This window comes from Phocaeicola abscessus CCUG 55929 (assembly GCF_000312445.1).
Classification (GTDB): Bacteria; Bacteroidota; Bacteroidia; order Bacteroidales; family Bacteroidaceae; genus Phocaeicola; species Phocaeicola abscessus.
This window is the reverse complement of record NZ_HE997184.1, coordinates 151,966-169,927: the sequence shown is the minus strand read 5'-3', so window position 1 is coordinate 169,927 and position 17,962 is coordinate 151,966. Positions and strand designations below refer to the sequence as shown.

Annotated in this window: 14 protein-coding genes; 4 read left to right on the top strand and 10 right to left on the bottom strand. The window is 49.5% G+C overall.

The features are described from left to right. Positions 1-111: 111 nt before the first annotated feature. From BN102_RS07180 to BN102_RS07160, 5 genes are all read right to left on the bottom strand, one after another. Positions 112-462: a hypothetical protein gene (locus tag BN102_RS07180; RefSeq protein ID WP_004351919.1), complete on the bottom strand. Its 351-nt coding sequence runs from the start codon at positions 460-462 to the stop codon at positions 112-114. An 11-nt stretch (positions 463-473) separates the two neighbouring features. Beyond that, the gene (locus BN102_RS07175; RefSeq protein WP_004351945.1) at positions 474-1,223 is read right to left on the bottom strand and encodes a LytR/AlgR family response regulator transcription factor; all 750 of its coding nucleotides are present in this window, start codon (positions 1,221-1,223) and stop codon (positions 474-476) included. After that, entirely contained in the window at positions 1,220-2,236 is a 1,017-nt protein-coding gene (locus tag BN102_RS07170) for a sensor histidine kinase (RefSeq protein WP_004351949.1), read from the bottom strand. The genes BN102_RS07175 and BN102_RS07170 overlap by 4 nt, the downstream gene beginning before the upstream one ends. A 203-nt stretch (positions 2,237-2,439) precedes the next feature. Further along, positions 2,440-2,634 carry a helix-turn-helix transcriptional regulator gene (locus BN102_RS07165; RefSeq protein ID WP_004351958.1) on the bottom strand — a complete coding sequence of 65 codons (195 nt, stop codon included), beginning with the start codon at positions 2,632-2,634 and terminating at the stop codon, positions 2,440-2,442. A 312-nt stretch (positions 2,635-2,946) separates the two neighbouring features. After that, on the bottom strand, positions 2,947-3,813 hold the full coding sequence (locus BN102_RS07160; protein ID WP_156810954.1) for a hypothetical protein: 867 nt from the start codon (positions 3,811-3,813) through the stop codon (positions 2,947-2,949). Positions 3,814-4,092: 279 nt separating this feature from the next. On the opposite strand from BN102_RS07160, the gene BN102_RS07155 reads away from it, so the two are divergent. Then, positions 4,093-6,555 carry a S9 family peptidase gene (locus BN102_RS07155; protein ID WP_019208439.1) on the top strand — a complete coding sequence of 821 codons (2,463 nt, stop codon included), beginning with the start codon at positions 4,093-4,095 and terminating at the stop codon, positions 6,553-6,555. Positions 6,556-6,654: 99 nt separating this feature from the next. Continuing rightward, complete coding sequence (gene feoB, locus BN102_RS07150; RefSeq protein WP_019208438.1) at positions 6,655-9,015, top strand: ferrous iron transport protein B; 2,361 nt, start codon at positions 6,655-6,657, stop codon at positions 9,013-9,015. A 277-nt stretch (positions 9,016-9,292) separates the two neighbouring features. On the opposite strand, the gene BN102_RS07145 is transcribed toward feoB, so the two are convergent. From BN102_RS07145 to BN102_RS07125, 5 genes are read right to left on the bottom strand one after another with little or no spacing between them, the layout of a single operon-like run. After that, positions 9,293-10,612: a TolC family protein gene (locus BN102_RS07145; RefSeq protein ID WP_035456343.1), complete on the bottom strand. Its 1,320-nt coding sequence runs from the start codon at positions 10,610-10,612 to the stop codon at positions 9,293-9,295. 2 nt (positions 10,613-10,614) lie between these two features. Next, positions 10,615-11,712: an efflux RND transporter periplasmic adaptor subunit gene (locus BN102_RS07140; protein ID WP_019208436.1), complete on the bottom strand. Its 1,098-nt coding sequence runs from the start codon at positions 11,710-11,712 to the stop codon at positions 10,615-10,617. A 29-nt stretch (positions 11,713-11,741) separates the two neighbouring features. Next, on the bottom strand, positions 11,742-12,983 hold the full coding sequence (locus BN102_RS07135; RefSeq protein ID WP_019208435.1) for an ABC transporter permease: 1,242 nt from the start codon (positions 12,981-12,983) through the stop codon (positions 11,742-11,744). A gap of 1 nt (position 12,984) precedes the next feature. Next, positions 12,985-14,244: an ABC transporter permease gene (locus BN102_RS07130; RefSeq protein ID WP_019208434.1), complete on the bottom strand. Its 1,260-nt coding sequence runs from the start codon at positions 14,242-14,244 to the stop codon at positions 12,985-12,987. A gap of 5 nt (positions 14,245-14,249) precedes the next feature. Beyond that, positions 14,250-14,966 (bottom strand): ABC transporter ATP-binding protein, encoded by a 717-nt coding sequence (locus tag BN102_RS07125; RefSeq protein ID WP_019208433.1) that lies wholly within the window; start codon positions 14,964-14,966, stop codon positions 14,250-14,252. A gap of 143 nt (positions 14,967-15,109) precedes the next feature. On the opposite strand from BN102_RS07125, the gene BN102_RS07120 reads away from it, so the two are divergent. Both BN102_RS07120 and BN102_RS07115 read left to right on the top strand, forming a co-directional pair. Further along, positions 15,110-16,087, top strand: a complete 978-nt coding sequence (locus BN102_RS07120) for an ROK family protein (RefSeq protein WP_019208432.1) — start codon at positions 15,110-15,112, stop codon at positions 16,085-16,087. Positions 16,088-16,290: 203 nt separating this feature from the next. Then, the gene (locus BN102_RS07115) at positions 16,291-17,592 is read left to right on the top strand and encodes a FimB/Mfa2 family fimbrial subunit (protein WP_036787667.1); all 1,302 of its coding nucleotides are present in this window, start codon (positions 16,291-16,293) and stop codon (positions 17,590-17,592) included. Positions 17,593-17,962 lie beyond the last annotated feature (370 nt).

Sequence of the window (17,962 nt, the reverse complement as noted above, 5' to 3'; positions counted from 1 at the left end):
TATAGTATTCTGCAAGTCGAAATGTCATGAAACGGAAATAAATGACGGTGAAACGGAAGAAATCGCGTTCAAACTTTTTATCTACTTTCTAATAATTGGCAAGTTTTGCTACTATGGATCGATTTTTTGAGCAGATTCCGTAATTTTGCACTTGCTTGTTGAATCCGCTTTTATTTGTTGCGCACTATCGGTCTGTTCTATCTCGTAATTCTCAATTAATTCCCTTTTCTTTTTCTTCTTTTGTTCTTTCCTGGCCCTTATGATTTCTCCAACATTAATTTGATAAGGTTTCGTGTCATACTCTCGCGTGAAAACAGGGGTACCTGTTTTGGGGTCAGTGATTGATTCCACGACCTCCTCCTTTACTATTTCTTTAAAAGTGTTGCATGATGACATTAATAGTAAAACTATCAATGAACCAAAAGCATAAAAACACAAAGAAGTTTTCTTTACTTTTCCCATAAGGCATGAGTTTATTTGTTAAGCCATTGCTTGAATTTGCTGGCTCTGGTTTTGCTGATTATTATATTATTATCGCTGCATCCCTTGATCCTAACATGAAGTTTAGAGCTGAAAAAGAATGAAATCTTTTCTAAGTAATTGATGTTGGCGATATATTGTCGATTAATACGAAAAAATATGTCAGGATTGAGGGTTGTTTCTAAATCTGACAGACCGTCGTTCATGACATAGACTTCACCATCATGTGTATAAGCCACTACTTGACGTTCTCCACTATAAATGCAACTGATTTCGTCAGCTTTCAATGGGACTAACTCGTCACCCTTGGTAACCAAAAAGCGTGAGCGCCATATTTGCATATCCCGTGCCACTGCAGACAGTGCGGTAGGTGGAGTAGCTTTATGTAATAGCATATTGATTTTATCCAAAGAGTTGAACAGATCTTTACTATTCACAGGTTTAAGCAAATAATCTATGCCATTTGATTTGATAGCATTCATTGCATATTCATCATATGCAGTTGTAAAAATGACGAAGGAGGTTGGCATGTTCAACTCAAAGGCTTCAAATACAGTATGTGCACCAAGCCTTATGTCTGATATGATTAAATCATAATCGTGGTCACTTGTAAGAAAGTTCTTGACCTCATCAGTTGTTTGGAATGGACCAAGGATAGTAATGGAATCATCGTAATCCTTTATCAATCTAATGAGGCGATTGGCACTTAATGTCTCATCTTCTATAATAACAATCTTGTTCATTTTTCAATAATTGGAACGTATACTGTAAATTCTGTGTTGCTCTCCCTAATATCAATACCTGTCCCTGTCTCGATGATGTATCTTTGTTGCAAATTTTGCAATCCCATACCTAAGGAAAAGGAAGGTTTCGTCACATTGTCTTTGTTTGTTTGAATATTGTTTGAAACTAAAATTTTATTATCCTTGCGATCTATACATATAATCAATGGGCTTTCACGGGAAGCCAAATTATGTTTAATCGCATTTTCCACAAGGACTTGTATGCTCATTGGCAACATATACTCATTACTATTTATAGGGAAATCAGCAATACGGAATACAACTGACTCTCCGAACCGCACATGCAATATCCCGGTATAATTCTTTGCAAAAAGCATTGCTTCTGACAACGGAACTATATCCATGTCAATTGTTTTTAATACATGTCTGTACACATTTGCAAGACGAAGCGTAAATTCTTCAGCCTTAGCCCCGTTTTCTCTTGTCAACTCAGCCAAGACACTTAGGCTGTTGAATAGAAAATGTGGATCTAACTGAGCTTTGAGAGATTTCTTCTTAAACGATATATATTCATTATAGTGACTTTCAACGATCTTTGTATAGTAATGATTCACGTTGATCAATCCTATGAGAGATGCAATTAAGGCAAAGATATAAGAGTTTCCCCAAAAATCATTATCAGGGACATTGCTACAAATTACGCCCTCATAAATAAACTCACAAATAAAAGCAAGAATTATATTTATAAAAATCACGCACCATGCAATTCCTGTTAATTGCTTATTTGTTATATGCTGACGTTTCTCAGACAGTTTAATAAGCTGATTACATATAAAAATGCTTGTCAAGGAGAATAATGAGCAATAAACAAAATCTTCAATAATTTCACTTGAATGGTTTAAAACACTCCGTGAAAAATCATCATAATCTCCAGCAAGCCATATCACATCATAAAGAAAAAATGTTATGATAGTGATTAGCAACCATTGTTTAATCTGATGTTTTGTTTTCATTTTTTGCTCTAAATTTATAACGAATTGTCAAAACACTCAATTTTATGATTAAATAAGTGCAGGAAGGTACTGACATACTTCGTTTTTAGACCTTTAAAGGAAACATACTTGATTCATACCCATAAGATACATGAGAGTTGGAATTTCACCCTGACGTCCTCGCAGGAAACAGACTTTAATATTTTATCTTCCATACCTACTTCTTATTTATCGACAATTAAGTCCTTGATATTCACGGATAGATATTCCGCTATTTTATTCAGCAAGTCTAAAGAGGGTTGTTTGCGATTGCTGCAATACGCATTGATTGTACTGAAACTCTTGCCAAGTTCCTTTGCCAATTGCGTTTGGGAAATTTCTTTTTCCACAAGCACAAGTTTTATTCTGTTCAGTTTCATCTTCCAAGTCTTTGATTTACAATTATCAAATGCAAAGATAACAATTATATTTCATCAAACCGCTTGTTTTACGATATATTTATAGCTTTATTTTGTATATCTATCCTTTTGTAATTATTTGAAAAGTAAAAAGAATGGAACAACAAGCACTTTTTCTCTAATTCCTACTGCTTTTCATAAAGAAATCATTATCTTTGCAACATAGAATTAACGTGTTCTTTGAAGCATTGCAGAATAAAGAAAGGAAAAGAAACTCGCTCGTTTCTTAATCGTTCACCTTATTATATCATATATTCTGTTTTCTATTAGTAATCAGCCGATTACATTCACAGGTACTACTTTTATCCGGAAGAACCCGGTAGCCGCGAACCTTTTCGCTTTCCATCCTCCGTACTTGCTCCACGAGGCAGGGTAGGCCGCCCCTTTCACTCTGTCGGCCGCATGCTGGTGCTGTCGGATCATATCCTCTTCATGCTTCAGCTTGCCCGGCCATGCTTTATCCGTGCGCTGTCCTAGCGGATCGATCATCGGATTGCCGGGTTCGTAGGCTGCCGGCAGTTCATCGGTAAGTGAAATGGACGCTATTTCGTAGCTCGTCTGATAAGATGTGTCGTCGTACGGGCCGAATCTCAGGATGACTTTGGAGATGTCGGCGGGAGCTAACCGATTGCCCGTTACCGTAGCTTTGAGTTGACGAGGGAACCGATTCAGAAAGATTTGTTGCGCATCCAGATGCGAGAGCGGAAAGACGATTCGGGTTTTCAGTTGCGGCAAGACGCCGATCATGCACGAAATCCACGGTGATTCGGTTGCCGTTCCCGCCCTTTGTCCTCCTTGTACGACCACTTTTTCGGAAACGGTATCGGTCTTGTAAAACTCCAAATGGATCACGCCGCTGTGCTCCGCTTTATCGTATACTTCGGCTGTCAGGTAACGGGCGTCGGTCCAATCCGGTCGGTCTCCTTTCCTCCAAATCACAATACCGTCGTTCCCGTCCGAGGGTGCCAGCTGCAGCACCTGCCTCCCGAAGATTTCGCTTTTCGCCATTCCTGAACGTTTATCCTTTAATGATCGAGAAATCTTCTGCATATCGAAGGGCTGTACGCCTTCTGGCGTCCGGCTGCAAGAACAGGTCCAGACGATGATCGATACGCCTAACAGAGCAAAAATCCTTTTCATACTGTCGTCGTTCTTAGTTTGATTTTCCAAAACTACTAAATGTTTTTCGAAGAAATGAAAGATATCCGCTGAAATTTTGCGATGCAAGCGGGCAGGCCGAGGGCGAAAACATTGGTTAATAATTCTATGATTTATAAGATGGGTATGGACCAGGGCTGATGAGACGTTGGTTCTTAAAACCGTCATATTTGCTGGGAACCGCTTGCAGATTTTTTCGGTTTGTCTGCGCCGATTTATTCGAACTTTCCGTATATTTGAGCAAAATTAATCATTACTATCATGAATAAATTGCTTTTTGCGGCCTTGACCTTTAGTTCCGCACTGACGGCTTCGGCCGGAGATATCGATATCACTGCGGTGAAGTACGTCGGTCCGTATGAGGTGCGCACGCCGTGGATGGTCGACAGCGTGGATGTGAATTCGAACCTGTTCGCTTTCGAGCGTTTCTTGGATTTGCCACTTCCCTCGGCCGATGTTTTCGCCTCTTCGAATACATGGATTGGTGACGAGAGAGGCATCGCTTTGCCGGATACTGCTCGCGGGCTGTATCTATTGGGATTTAGCGTGCAGAATACGCGCTTTTCCAAGACGAAACTTTCCGTAGATGGCTTGAAGGATTATCGACTTTTTATGGACGACCGGAAAGTGTCGGCGGGGGAATTGCTTCTGGAGCCGGGGGTGCACCGGTTCGTCCTCGAATACTTTGCGGACGGTAAGCAGACGGATAAACTCCGGATCCGCATTTCCGCCGAAAGAGGCGGACCCGTCTCGGCGATCGATCGGGCGACGGGGAGGCCGATCACCTTGCACGATGTGACCGACGGCAGACGCGTCAGTGCCGTTTCGGTCTCGCCGGCCGGAACGCATCTGCTATCGAGTTACACCACCATCCTGCCGGGAGGAGCCACGAGCCGTTCGCAGCGTTTGACGGAATTGGCGACCGGGCGCGTATTGGCTGAGCGCAGCGATCGGTTGACGTGGATGCCGCACTCGAATCGTTACTATTATACCCGAAAGGGTGCGCACGGGCGGGAATTGATCACCGTCGACCCGGCGGACGGAAAGGAAACCGTCGCAGCTCGGAATCTACCCGAGGGAACGCTCACATTTGCTCCTACCGAAGAGTATCTGATCGTGGGGATGACACAGGAAGGGCCGAAAGAGAGAACGGACATTTACGAGATCCTAACGCCTGACGACCGGCAGCCCGGATGGCGTACCCGCTCGTACCCCGCCAAGTTCGATCTGAAAACGGGGACGCTCCAACCTTTGGCTTATGGCCATCATAACGTCTACGTCTCCGACATATCGAAGGATGGCAAGTACCTCTTGTTGCGGAAATCGGAGACCCGACTGACTCGACGACCCACTACCTTGACTTCCGTGTATCGGATGAATGTCGAGACTTTGCAGACGGAACTGCTCGTGGATAAGGACGGATTCGTGGGACATGCGCAGTTCTCGCCCGACGGAACGCAGGTGTTGATTTCGGGAACGCCGGAAAGTTTTGCCGGCATCGGGAAAAACGTGAAACCGGATCAAATTCCGAGCATGACGGACAACCAACTGTTTTTGATGAATCTGTCCGACAAGCGGGTGACGCCGTTGACGAAACACTTTCATCCGAGCGTCGGTCACACTGTGTGGAGCGATTATGACAACCAGATTTACTTCCAGGCGGAGAACAAAGATAGTCTCAGCCTCTATCGCTTGAATCCGAAAGACGGCAAGATCGTACGATTGGACGAACCGGAGGAGTTGGTAAAGGCTTTCTCTTTGGCCGGAAACGCTCCCGTATTGGTATACGTCGGACAAGGTGCCATGAATTCCGATCGTGTTTATTCGATGAATTTGAAGCGTACGAAGTCCGTATTGATCGAAGATTTGAGTGCCGTGCTTCTGAAAGGCGTCGAGTTAGGTCTCTGTCAGGCATGGAACTTCGTAAATTCCCGCGGCGATACCATTAGCGGACGTTATTATCTGCCGCCTCGTTTCGATCCGTCCGAGAAGTATCCGCTCATCGTCAATTATTATGGCGGGTGCAGTCCCACGAACCGGAATTTTGAGAGCCGTTACCCGCAACATCTTTACGCTGCGATGGGATATGTGGTGTACGTCATTAATCCGAGTGGTGCGACCGGCTTCGGTCAGGAGTTTTCCGCACGCCATGTGAATACCGCCGGCGAGGGAGTGGCTCAGGATATCATCGAGGGCACGAAAGCATTCTGTCAGCAACACTCTTTTGTCGACGAAGGGAAGATCGGATGCATCGGCGCTTCTTACGGAGGTTTCATGACCCAGTATCTTCAGACGAAGACGGATCTTTTCGCCGCGGCCGTCTCCCATGCCGGGATCAGCGACCATACCAGCTACTGGGGCGAAGGGTATTGGGGGTATTCGTACAGCGAAGTGTCGATGGCCGACAGCTATCCTTGGACTCGTAAAGACCTGTTTGTCGACCGCAGCCCTCTGTTCAATGCCGATAAGATTCGTACTCCGCTGCTGTTTTTGCACGGAAGTGCCGATACCAATGTACCGATAGGCGAGAGTATACAAATGTTTACCGCCTTAAAGTTGCTGGGGAGACCGACCGCTTTCGTTGTCGTCGATAATCAGGATCACCATATTCTGGACTACGACAAACGCTTCCGCTGGCAAAATACCATCTTCGCCTGGTTTCAGAAGTATTTGCAAGACGATGATACGTGGTGGGAGCAACTTTATCCCAAGAAATCGCTATAGCAAGAAGTAGGTATATTGGATCCAATTTCCCGGATTTGCATTCGTATTGCGAAATAGTTGCAGTATCTTTGCACGACGAATAATCAAGGAAGGGATGATATGACACTGAAAGACTTGGGAATAGGTCGGACAGCGACGGTGGAAACCGTAGGCGGAGAGGGTGCCCTAAGACAACATTTCTTAGACATGGGGCTTATCCCGGGAACGGAAATCACGCTAAACAAATACGCTCCGATGGGAGATCCCATGCAACTGCAGGTGCAAGGCTACGAGTTGACCCTCCGCCTGGCCGATGCGGAGAAGATCGCAGTCGTTCCTTGTGAGAAATGTCTGAAGAACGAATCTCATACGCATCGACGGCCCGCAACCGATACGACCGAACAGGAACACCCCGGTTTGGGAGAAACCGGACGTTTTCATCGCAAGGAAACGGAACATCCGCTGCCCAAAGCGACGAAGCTCACTTTTGCCTTGGTCGGCAATCAGAATTGCGGAAAAACGACCCTCTTCAACCAACTGACGGGAATGAATCAACACGTAGGAAATTTCCCCGGCATTACCGTCGACCAAAAGATCGGACCTATCAAGGGACATCCCGGTACCTTGGTGACCGACTTGCCGGGCATTTATTCCCTCTCCCCGTATACGAACGAAGAAGTCATCTCGCGCGAATTCATCCTCAAGTCCAAACCCACGGGAATCATCAACATCGTCGACGCGACCAATATCGAGCGGAATCTATACCTGACGATGCAACTGATGGAACTGGACGTCCCCCTCGTCCTCGCTCTGAATATGATGGATGAGGTCAGAAACAACGGCGGAACCATCCGTATCAATGAGATGGAGGAGTTGCTGGGTGTGCCTGTCGTCCCTATTTCCGCCACGAAGAACGAAGGAGTAGCCGAGCTGGTGAACCATGCCGTTCACGTGGCCAAGTACCAGGAGCGACCGGAACGTCAGGATTTCTGCGATCCGAACGAACGGGGAGGCGCCCTTCATCGATGTATTCACGCGGTCATGCATCTGATCGAAGATCATGCGAAGGCTGCCGACATCCCCCTTCGCTTCGCCGCCGGCAAGCTGGTGGAAGGAGATCGCCTGGTGAAGGCGGCGTTGAAACTGTCGGAAAATGAGCTCGAAACGCTCGAGCATATACGCAAACAATTGGAGCAGGAGAGGGGACTGGATCCGGCCGCAGCGATGGCCGACATGCGTTTCTCCTATATCCGTCGCGTCTGCGAGCGTACGGTGGTCAGGCCGCAGGAAAGCAAGGAGCACCGACGCAGCCGACGGATCGATCGTATCCTGACGGGAAAATATACGGCGCTTCCCGCCTTCCTCGGCATGATGATACTGATGTTCTGGCTGACATTCGAAGTGATCGGCGGAGGGCTGCAGGGATTGCTGGAAGACCTGATCGCCGAATTGACGGATTATACCGATGGGTTGCTCGCTTCCTGGAACATTGCCGAAGCCGTTCATTCTTTGATTGTTAACGGTATCTTCGCCGGCGTGGGCACCGTACTCAGCTTCTTGCCCATCATCGTCACGCTCTTCTTCTTCCTTTCGTTGCTGGAAGACAGCGGGTATATGGCTCGTATCGCCTTCGTCATGGATAAGCTCTTGCGCAAATTAGGACTTTCGGGACGTTCCATCGTACCCTTGTTGATGGGCTTCGGATGCAGCGTCCCGAGCGTGATGGCTTCGCGGACGTTACCTTCGGAGCGCGACCGCAAGTTGACGGTCATGCTGACTCCTTTCATGAGTTGTACGGCCAAGCTCCCTATCTATGCTTTCCTGACGGCGGCCTTCTTCCCCGAGCATGCGGCGGCGGTGATGGTCGGTCTGTATTTCATCGGCATAGTGGTGGGCATTCTGGTGGCCATCGTGCTGAAAAAGACGATATGGAGAGGCGAAGCCGTTCCCTTCGTGATGGAATTGCCCAATTACCGGATGCCGGGCGCCTTCAGCGTGGCGCGTCTGCTTTGGGATAAGTCGAAAGACTTCATCCAGCGGGCTTTCTCCGTCATCTTCATTGCTACCATCGTGATCTGGTTCTTTCAGACTTTCGATTTCCGTTTGCAGCTCGTCGAGAATTCGCAAGACAGCATCCTGGCAAGTCTCGCCGGCGTGATAGCTCCTGTCTTTGCTCCGCTCGGTCTCGGCGATTGGAAGATCGTAACGGCATTGATCTCCGGTTTTATGGCCAAGGAAAGCGTGGTATCTACGCTCACCATCCTGTTCGGCAGTCAGGCGGGGCTCGCTACGGTATTGACGGCGGCTTCTACGTGCTCCTTGCTGATCTTCTGCCTGCTTTATACTCCGTGTGTGGCAACGATCGCCACCGTGCGGCACGAGATGGGCGGACGCTATGCTTTCGTCATGGTGATTTGGCAATGCACTGTGGCGTGGATCTGCGCTTTTGTGGCCTACGAGGTCGTCCGATTGTTTATATAGAGTGAGATGAATACACAGAGCATGCTTATCGCCGGAATTATTCTGGTACTCGCTTGTGCGATGGCCTGGCGGCAGTGGAGGCGTCGCTGCAGGCACAAGGACGCGCGGTGTGAGCATTGCGAGTCGGAGGGATGCCTCTTTCGGAAAGAATGGCCGAAAGAGCCGGAGTAAAACCGCAGTCTTTCGTGGTTTAAACTTCGACGGGTACTTCGGCAGGGAGTTCTCCGAAGAACCTTCGACAGTCCGAGCCGTGAGCCCCTATCGAATTTCTGCGATCTTACTTTAAGACGATCGGCGTCCCTTTGTAAAAGTCCAGGATCTTGGTGCGGAACAGGTATTCGTACTTGGCTTGCGCCCAGTCGGATACGGCTTTCATCCAGCTGGTGCGTACCTCGTTGTATTCCGTGGCGGTTGCTTTTCCTTCGGCGTATTTGGCTTTCGTCAGGTTGAACGAAGCTTCGGCCGCTTCGGTAGCCGCTCGACTGCTTCGGTATTTGCTTTCGGCGGCCACTGCATTGTAATAGGCCTGTTGGATCTCCTTGTACAGCGTTTTCTTGCTCTCTTCCAACTGCCACGACAGGGCGGAGCGATCGATATGCGCCTTCCGGATATTGTTGCGTGTCTGAAAACGGTTGAAGAGCGGTACGCTGAGATTGAAGCTCAGGTATTTGGAAAAGTTCTGATGCCATTGACTGCTGAAGCTGGCGTTCTCGTGACCGGAGACATTGTAGTAATTGCTTCCCATTCCGGCGGAGAAGCTCAGCTGTGGGAATAAGGCGCTTCGGGCGATCCCGATATTCCTTTTGGCGCCCTCCAAGCGGTATTGGGCAGCTTTGACGGACGACTTCGTAACTACTGCCTCGTTGTAAATGGCATCGGGGAGCGCCAGCGCTTCGAAAGGATCGTCGGTGGCGGGCGACACGATGCTGAATCCTTCCGGCGAGGGAAGCTCCAGGAGTTGCGTCAGGTCGAGGATGGCCAACCGGTAGTTATTGTCGGCTTGCGTAGCGGAAAGCTCGTCCTGAGCCACTCTGGCACGAGCTTCGTACACGTCCGACTCGGCCGCTTTGCCGTTCTTGAAGAATTCGATCTTCGCGTTCAGTTGTTCTCGGCTGAGTTCCACCTGTTCGCGGGCGATGCGGGTGAGTTCGTCCGTAAACAGCACTTGCAGGTAATACGAGGTTACCTGGATGCTGATGTCTTCTTTCGCCTTGTTCAAGTCCTCGATCGCGGCTTTCAGGTTCAGCTTGCTGAGAGCGATGGCATGAGGGATTTGCATTCCCGTAAATAGCGGGATGTTGGCACCTACCGAGAAATTGGAGCTCCGGGTATTGCGGTTGGCATACGTATTGTCGGCTTTCAGTCCGCGCCCGAAATTGAACGACTGTCCCACATTGGCGTTCAGATTCGGCAGTCGGCTCCATTTGGCCGTATTTACATCCACTTCGCGCGAGTCTCTTGTCGTTTCCTGTTGCTTGATGCCCAAGTTGTGCGCGATGGCGTAGTCGATACACTTTGTCAAGCTCCATTCTGCTTGTGCGAACAAGGGAAAAGCGATTGCCCAGACAAGGGCTGCTGAGAAAGATCTGTATTTCATGGTCATTTTTCTTTTTGTTTATCGCGAACGGTTTCATCCGCCGTTAATCCGCTCTTGATCTCGATGCTGATGCCGTCGCTCAGTCCTGTAGTGACGAGGCGCCGGTGAAATTGCTGGTCGGGAGATTTCGCGTTCAGCACGTAGACGTAGGCAGAATCTCCGCTGAACTCGATCGTGCTTTCGGGAACGGTCAGCGCCTTTGTCGCACTGGCTAATACGATCTCCGCATTGGCACTGTATCCCGAGCGGATGGTCACGCTGTCGGGCACGATGATGGCGGCTTTTATCTCGAACTGGTTGGCGCCGTTCTCTTCTACGCCCTTCGGCGAGATGTATTCCAGTTTGGCAGCGAATTCCAGGTTCTGCAGGGCTCCGATGGTAATCTTAACGGGCATGTTTTCGTGGATTTGCCCGACTTCCGTTTCGTCGATTTTCCCGCGGAAGATGAGGTCGTTCATATCGGCCACGGTGGCGATGGTGGTGCCGTCGTTGAAGGTGTTGCTCATGATCACGGAGTTACCCGCCTTCACGGGAACGTCGAGGATCAGGCCGGTGATGGTAGAACGGATCAGGGTGCTGCTGAACGATGCGCTGTGCTTGGTAATCCCTTCTTTCACGATTTCTAAGTTGTCTTTGGCCGTTTGCAGTTCTTCGCGTGTCTGTTTTACGGTGACTTCACTCTTCTCGTATTCTTCGCTGCTGATGAGTTTGTCTTCATACAATTTCTTCATCCGTTCGAAGTCCGTTTCCGACTGTTTGGCGCTGATCTCGGCCAAGCGGACGCGGCTTTCCGCCGAGTTCAATTGTCCCAACTCGGGAATCACTTTCACCTTTGCGATCACCTCTCCCTGCTTGACTTGCTCGCCGGCTTCCTTGTACACTTCCGCGATGATGCCTGAGATTTGCGGTTTGATCAGGATCTCGTCGCGAGGTTCTATCTTGCCGGTCGCAATGGTCGTCTTCTGCAGATCTTTTATTTCCGCCTTGACCGTGTCGTAGGTAATCGTTTTCGGTTTCGACTTGTTATAGAGGAATGCGAATGTTCCGATAAAGATGAAGGCGATGATTCCAAGTGCGATAAATTTGAAATACTTTTTCATATAGGTACGATTTGATTATTAGTTTTTCGTTATTCGTCTCTGATGGCATCGATCGGTTTGATCGCCATGGCGCGATAGGCGGGAAGCAATCCGGCCAACATGCCTAAGACTATCAGCAATGCGCAGGCGCCGATAGCCATCCAGAAACTGATCTGGAAGTGGCCGGGATTGTCGGATTGTGCCGTTCCCATCTCCAGCATCTGCAGGATAAACACGCCGAAGCAGATGCCGAACATGCCGGCGATGGCAGTCAGTACCAGGCTTTCGGAAAGAATCTGGCTCAGGATGTCTCTCGGACGTGCTCCGATGGCTCTGCGAATACCGATTTCGCTGGTGCGTTCTTTCACGGTGACCATCATGATGTTGCTTACGCCGATGGCTCCGGCCAGTAAGGTGCCTAACCCGACCATCCAGGAGAGGAGGCGGATCCCGGCAAACAGGTTGTCGACCATTTGGAACATGGCCTCGGTGTTTACCATGATGACGGCCTGCTTGTCGTCCGGATGAATGTAATGAGCTCGTTTGATGACCGCTTCCACTTTCGGCGCGATGTCCGTGGCCTTGTAGCCGGGTTTGGCGGTGATGCAGATGATGTCTACTTTCTTGCCTTTGTTGTAAGCCTGTTGCATGGTGGTAATAGGCAGTACTACGCTCTGCTCCGAACCGCCGTTGATGTTCATGTTGCTCGTCGAAAGGCTCAGTCCGACGATCTGGTAATAGATGCCGTCCATCCGGATAAATTTACCGATCGGATTTTCCTTATTCGGAAAGAGTTTTTCGTAGATCTGTTTCCCGATGGTGCAGACTTTGCGGCGATCCCGCACGTCCACCTCGTTGATGAACCGTCCCATACTGATATTTTGAGCTTCTATTTTTTCATATTCCGGATATAGTCCCTTGACAATACATTCCGAACTCCTATCGGCATAGACGGCCCCTCCCCAGTTGCTGACGTTCGGCGTAACGACGTCCACTTCGGCGACTTGTCGTTTGATCCGGTTGATATCGTCCAGTTCCAAGTTCCACGTACGTCCTTTCCGAAACCCCTTATACGGTTTGCTGGTCTTGTCCGCACCGAAGATGGCCGAGTTGGTGGCAAAGCCTTTGAAGTTGGCCGACATCACCTCTTGCAGACCTTGCGCTCCTCCCATCAGGGCTACGAGCATGAAGATTCCCCAGAAGATGCCGAAGGCGGTGAGCAAGCTCCGCGTTTTATTACGGGTGATGGTAATCAGTATCTCTTCCCATTTGTCTATGTCTGTCTTCCACATGTTATTCTGCTTTTAAGGCTTCGATCGGTTTTATCATCACGGCTTTCCGGGCGGGGAAGAATCCCGCCAGCGTACCTGCAATAATTAACGTCAGCGTGGCCTGAATGGCGATACGGATATCGACGGTCGGATTCGAGAACACGGTGAACTGAAAGATACCTATGTCTACGACTTTACTGCCTGCCACGGCGTTCATGTATTCCGTGGCGGCAATACCTATGACCATGCCGACGTAACCGAAGATCGTCGTGATCGCGATGCTCTCCACGATAATCAACCGGAGAATGGAGATCGGCTTGGCGCCCAAGGCTTTGCGAATGCCGAATTCGCGGGTTCGTTCCTTGACGGTGATCAGCATGATGTTGCTCACCCCCACGATGCCGCTCAGGAGGGTGAAGATGCCGATCACCCAGATGGCTATCCGAAGGATGGACATGCCCTTCTCCTGCTGTTGGAGCTGTTCGAACATGCCTCCTATCCAGACGGCGCTTTGATCGTCGGGGGCGAATTCGTGCCGAGCGCCTAACGTTTCGCGGATGTTTTTTTCGAGCCGATCGAAATGCGCCTGGGTGCTGATATGCTTTGTCAACAGATTCAGCTGACTGATGTCGTTGACTTTGTTATAAATGAGTTGAGCCGTCGTAAAGGGGATGTAAACGCTCGGACGCATATTGCCCGCATCGGAATAAATGCCGATGATGCGATAGGCTATGCCGCCCGCGGTGATATATTGCCCGACGGCTTTCGCTTGTTCCTCCTTCTCGAAGAGTTGTTCGATGGTTTTGGTATGCAATACGATGACCTTGCGATGCTGTCGAATGTCGAAGCTGTTGATCAGGCGCCCCTCCTTCAGTTTGTATCCTCTGGAGGAGAAGTAATTCGGGTATATGCCGCTTAAGTTCGTAGAGCTGTGATTTTTGCCGTGGCTGATGTTCATCCTCCCCTGGGAGATAGTGGCTCCGATTTCCTCCAACCTGTCGTTCAGTGCTTCTTGCGTCAGTCCGATGTCTTTCATGTCGAACCGGATGTTGCGGCCTTCCTTGTAACCTCTGAAGGCCTTTGTCGTCCTTCCCGGATATACGTTCACCGAATTGGAAGCGATATCGGCGGTCGCCTCGGTGAAGGCATGAATCAGTCCGTTGCCGGCGCCGAGCAGCACGATGAGCATGAATATTCCCCAAGCTACGGCGAAGCCCGTAAGAAAGGTGCGAAGTTTGTTCCGCTTGATGGTACCGTATATTTCCTGTGTAAGGTCGATCATGCTGGTTATTTCAATAGTCCGTTATCTCCGAATCGCGAATTATGGCCGGTGTTTTCTTCGATTCGTTCGATAAGACCGTCTTTCAGACGGATGATTTTGTTCGTTTCGTTGGCTACGCCGCTTTCGTGAGTAACCACGATGATGGTCAGGCCCTCCTGCTGGTGAAGTTCCTTCAGCAGCGTCATGACTTCCACCGAGGTCTTGCTGTCCAGCGCGCCTGTGGGTTCGTCCGCTAAGATCACTTGAGGTTTCGTAATCAGAGCTCTGGCAATGGCTACGCGTTGTTTTTGTCCTCCGGAGAGTTCGTTGGGCAGGTGATGCGCCCATTCCTTCAGACCGAGTTTCTCTAAATATTCCATGGCCATCGTATTGCGTTTCTTCCGGCCTATGCCTTGGTAGAAGAGAGGCAGTGCGACATTTTCCAGCGCATCTTTAAAAGCGATCAGGTTGAACGATTGGAAAACGAACCCGATCATGCGGTTCCGGTATTCTGCGCTCTTCGTTTCGCTCAAGTCTTTGATGAACACGTTGTTCAAATAATATTTGCCCGAATCGTAATTGTCGAGGATGCCCAATATATTCAATAAGGTGGATTTGCCGGAACCGGACGCTCCCATGATAGAGACGAATTCGCCTTTATCGATATGCAGATCAATCCCTTTTAACACATGGAGAGGGCTTCCGTTGTGATAGGTCTTGTGTATATGCTCTAAGTGGATCATAAGTTGTTCTGGATGGTCTCAATTGCTCATTAGACAGGGCAAAAGTACAAAATGTTACAGCAATAATTCAAATAATGAGTTAAAAATTTGCTCTTTCTCGTAGTTTGCTTATTTTTGCTAAAAAATTATTTAACTCATATATCATGGCAACAAGTGCAGAAAAACTCTATGTATTAGGGATGGATATCGGCGGGACGAATTCCGTCTTCGGAGTGGTGGACCAGAGAGGCAATGTATTGGCTACCGATTCCGTTAAAACGCAACAGTATACGCATGTCGAGGATTATGTAAAGGCGATCTCGGAGAAAGTGAAACCGTTGGTAAAGAAATTCGGCGGCATCGACTCTTTCAAAGGGTTCGGCATCGGTGCACCCAATGGAAACTATTACAGCGGAACGATAGAGTTCGCGCCGAATCTGCCTTGGAAAGGAGTGATCCCCCTGGCCGCCATGTTCGAAGAGGCGGTAGGCATCCCCTGCGCGTTGACCAACGATGCGAATGCGGCCGCTATCGGCGAGATGACTTACGGCGTAGCTCGCGGTATGAAAGACTTTATCATGATTACGCTCGGGACGGGCGTGGGAAGCGGTATCGTGATCAATGGCCAGCTGGTGTACGGGCACGACGGCTTTGCCGGCGAGTTGGGACACGTGATCGTCCGTCGCGAAAACGGCCGGCTATGCGGTTGCGGGCGTAAAGGCTGCTTGGAAGCTTACTGCTCGGCCACAGGCGTGGCCCGTACGGCACGCGAATTCCTCGTGGCCCGTCCGGGACCGAGTTTGTTGAGAGAAATCTCGGCCGAGGAGATTACCTCGAAGGATGTGTACGAGGCCGCCGTTAAGGGCGACCAGCTGGCAAAAGACATCTTTAACTATACGGGAACCATTCTGGGAGAAGCCTTGGCCGACTTTATTGCGTTCTCCAGTCCCGAGGCGATCGTGCTGTTCGGCGGCCTGGCCAAATCGGGCGCCTACATCATGAAGCCTATTCAAAAAGCCATCGACGAGAACGTGTTGAAAATCTTCAAAGGCAAGACCAAATTGCTAGTATCGGAACTGAAAGATGCCGATGCCGCCGTCTTGGGAGCAAGCGCCTTGGGCTGGGAAGCAAAGAGCATCTGATGGAAAGAATGTTCCGCTTGTATCGATAAAGCGGGTTCGAGGATGCCGACACCCTCGAACCGCTATTTTACTTATTGCACAGACAAACTGACTTCAACCTTGAAGCGAAGTATTTACAGAGATGCGCTACGGAAAAGAAAGGAGGTAAAACCGCTCGTCTCGGATACGAAAGCATAAAAACTATTACTATTAATGAAAAAAACATGAAACAGATTACAAGAATCTTTGCAAGGACGGTACCCCTGATCCCCCTCTTTTTGCTGATCGGATCATGCCAGAAATTAGCTGAAGAAGACACCGTCGACGCACCCGTTTCGCTGAAAATTTCTACAAGAGCCCCGGAAGAGGCCGACATCCATTTCCCCGTTTATATCTATGCGTTTTCTTCGAAAGGAAAGTATATAGATAGGCAGCAAATAGCATCGAACGAGGAAGAAATGAATTTCCGACTTCCCGAAGGAAGCTATCGATTAGTGGCACTTGCAGGTATCGGCGAGGAATATATAATTGAAGAAAAGCCGCAATTGGACGATGTGATTCGCATCGCCGACCGCGGATATGCGAAAACACCTTTGATGCACGGCATGGCAGATGTCACCCTGAAAGGCAAGAGCGCCAAAGCCGTGATTACGTTGGGATACGCGGTGGCTGCAGTCCATGTGAACTTGAGCGGTATAAAGGATGCGGACGAGGTGAAGGTAAGCATCTCGCCCCATTATCCCCATTTGTCGTTAGCCGGAAAATACAGCGGAGACGGAACGAAATTGGAAGCGGACTGCACCGAAGACGGAGAGGGAAACTGGAGAGCAGGCCCCTGTTACATCTTCCCGGGAAGCGCGAGTAAGACCGTTTTCTCCATCACCGTGATCCGGAACGGGGAAACGCAGGTGTACGGGTATACGTACTCCGGCGCTCCGCAGGCGAATCGCCCCTTTAATGCCACAGGCACTTATAACGGAGTGTTGGATATCAGCGGAACGTTGGTGGCCAAAGGGTGGGAAGAACCGATCGACGTGAACTTCACATTCGGAGAGAAAGGAGACGAAGACCCGCTTCCGGACGACCCCGAAGAAAACGGGGAGATACCGGCTGCGGGTACTATTTGGAACGACTGCATCGTGGTCGGCGCGGATCACGTCACTGCTACCGGTGCGGATTTGCTTTTACTCAGTATGAAGGAGTGGAGAGGAAAGGCTGCCGACACCGAGCAGCTGATCCGGGACTATTCGGTGAACGGGATCGGGGAATGGAGACTTCCTTCGGCTGATGAAGCCAGGGGGATGCGAAAGATTTTCCTCGGGCCCAAGTTGAGGGCGCTGAATGCCCGAATCGTCGAACGCGGAAAAAACGAATCGGAGATCGCTATCGACCGACGATATTTGTGTAAAAACGAAAAGGTTTACTATACCTTCCAGTTTGCAGAAGGCAAGAACATCATACGAGCCGGCACCAAAACCACTTATCTGATCCGCGTAGTGAAAAAATATCGTTTCACCGTACCGTGAGATCCCTGAAAAACTGTTCGAGAAGGATCGAATAGACTGGGAAGGAGTTATTTTCCAAAAATTCTCCCCCTTTCGTTTGCCGTTTGGAAAAAAGGTGTATATTTGTTGTCCATGACTAAACGACGACTGAATGATGCGCAGCTCTTACATATCTCCTATGATCTCCGACTCGGGCAGGCGGCCTTCTTCGTCCGCGCGGCGAGTCGTATCCCCGTCAGGCGGCCTTCTTCGACCGCGCAGCGAGTCGTATCCCCGTCAGGCGGCCTTCTTCGACCGCGCAGCGAGTCGTATCCCCGTCAGGCGGCCTTCTTCGTCCGCGCGGCGAGTCGTATCCCCGTCAGGCGGCCTTCTTCGTCCGCGCGGCGAGTCG

Bases quoted from the DNA above. Each gene is read 5' to 3' on its own strand.
- BN102_RS07135 (WP_019208435.1), bottom strand. From the start codon at position 12,983: ATGTGGAAGACAGACATAGACAAATGGGAAGAGATACTGATTACCATC.
- BN102_RS07115 (WP_036787667.1), top strand. From the start codon at position 16,291: ATGAAACAGATTACAAGAATCTTTGCAAGGACGGTACCCCTGATCCCC.
- BN102_RS07125 (WP_019208433.1), bottom strand. From the start codon at position 14,966: ATGATCCACTTAGAGCATATACACAAGACCTATCACAACGGAAGCCCT.
- BN102_RS07120 (WP_019208432.1), top strand. From the start codon at position 15,110: ATGGCAACAAGTGCAGAAAAACTCTATGTATTAGGGATGGATATCGGC.
- feoB (WP_019208438.1), top strand. From the start codon at position 6,655: ATGACACTGAAAGACTTGGGAATAGGTCGGACAGCGACGGTGGAAACC.
- BN102_RS07170 (WP_004351949.1), bottom strand. From the start codon at position 2,236: ATGAAAACAAAACATCAGATTAAACAATGGTTGCTAATCACTATCATA.
- BN102_RS07165 (WP_004351958.1), bottom strand. From the start codon at position 2,634: ATGAAACTGAACAGAATAAAACTTGTGCTTGTGGAAAAAGAAATTTCC.
- BN102_RS07145 (WP_035456343.1), bottom strand. From the start codon at position 10,612: ATGAAATACAGATCTTTCTCAGCAGCCCTTGTCTGGGCAATCGCTTTT.
- BN102_RS07140 (WP_019208436.1), bottom strand. From the start codon at position 11,712: ATGAAAAAGTATTTCAAATTTATCGCACTTGGAATCATCGCCTTCATC.
- BN102_RS07130 (WP_019208434.1), bottom strand. From the start codon at position 14,244: ATGATCGACCTTACACAGGAAATATACGGTACCATCAAGCGGAACAAA.
- BN102_RS07180 (WP_004351919.1), bottom strand. From the start codon at position 462: ATGGGAAAAGTAAAGAAAACTTCTTTGTGTTTTTATGCTTTTGGTTCA.
- BN102_RS07160 (WP_156810954.1), bottom strand. From the start codon at position 3,813: ATGAAAAGGATTTTTGCTCTGTTAGGCGTATCGATCATCGTCTGGACC.
- BN102_RS07175 (WP_004351945.1), bottom strand. From the start codon at position 1,223: ATGAACAAGATTGTTATTATAGAAGATGAGACATTAAGTGCCAATCGC.
- BN102_RS07155 (WP_019208439.1), top strand. From the start codon at position 4,093: ATGAATAAATTGCTTTTTGCGGCCTTGACCTTTAGTTCCGCACTGACG.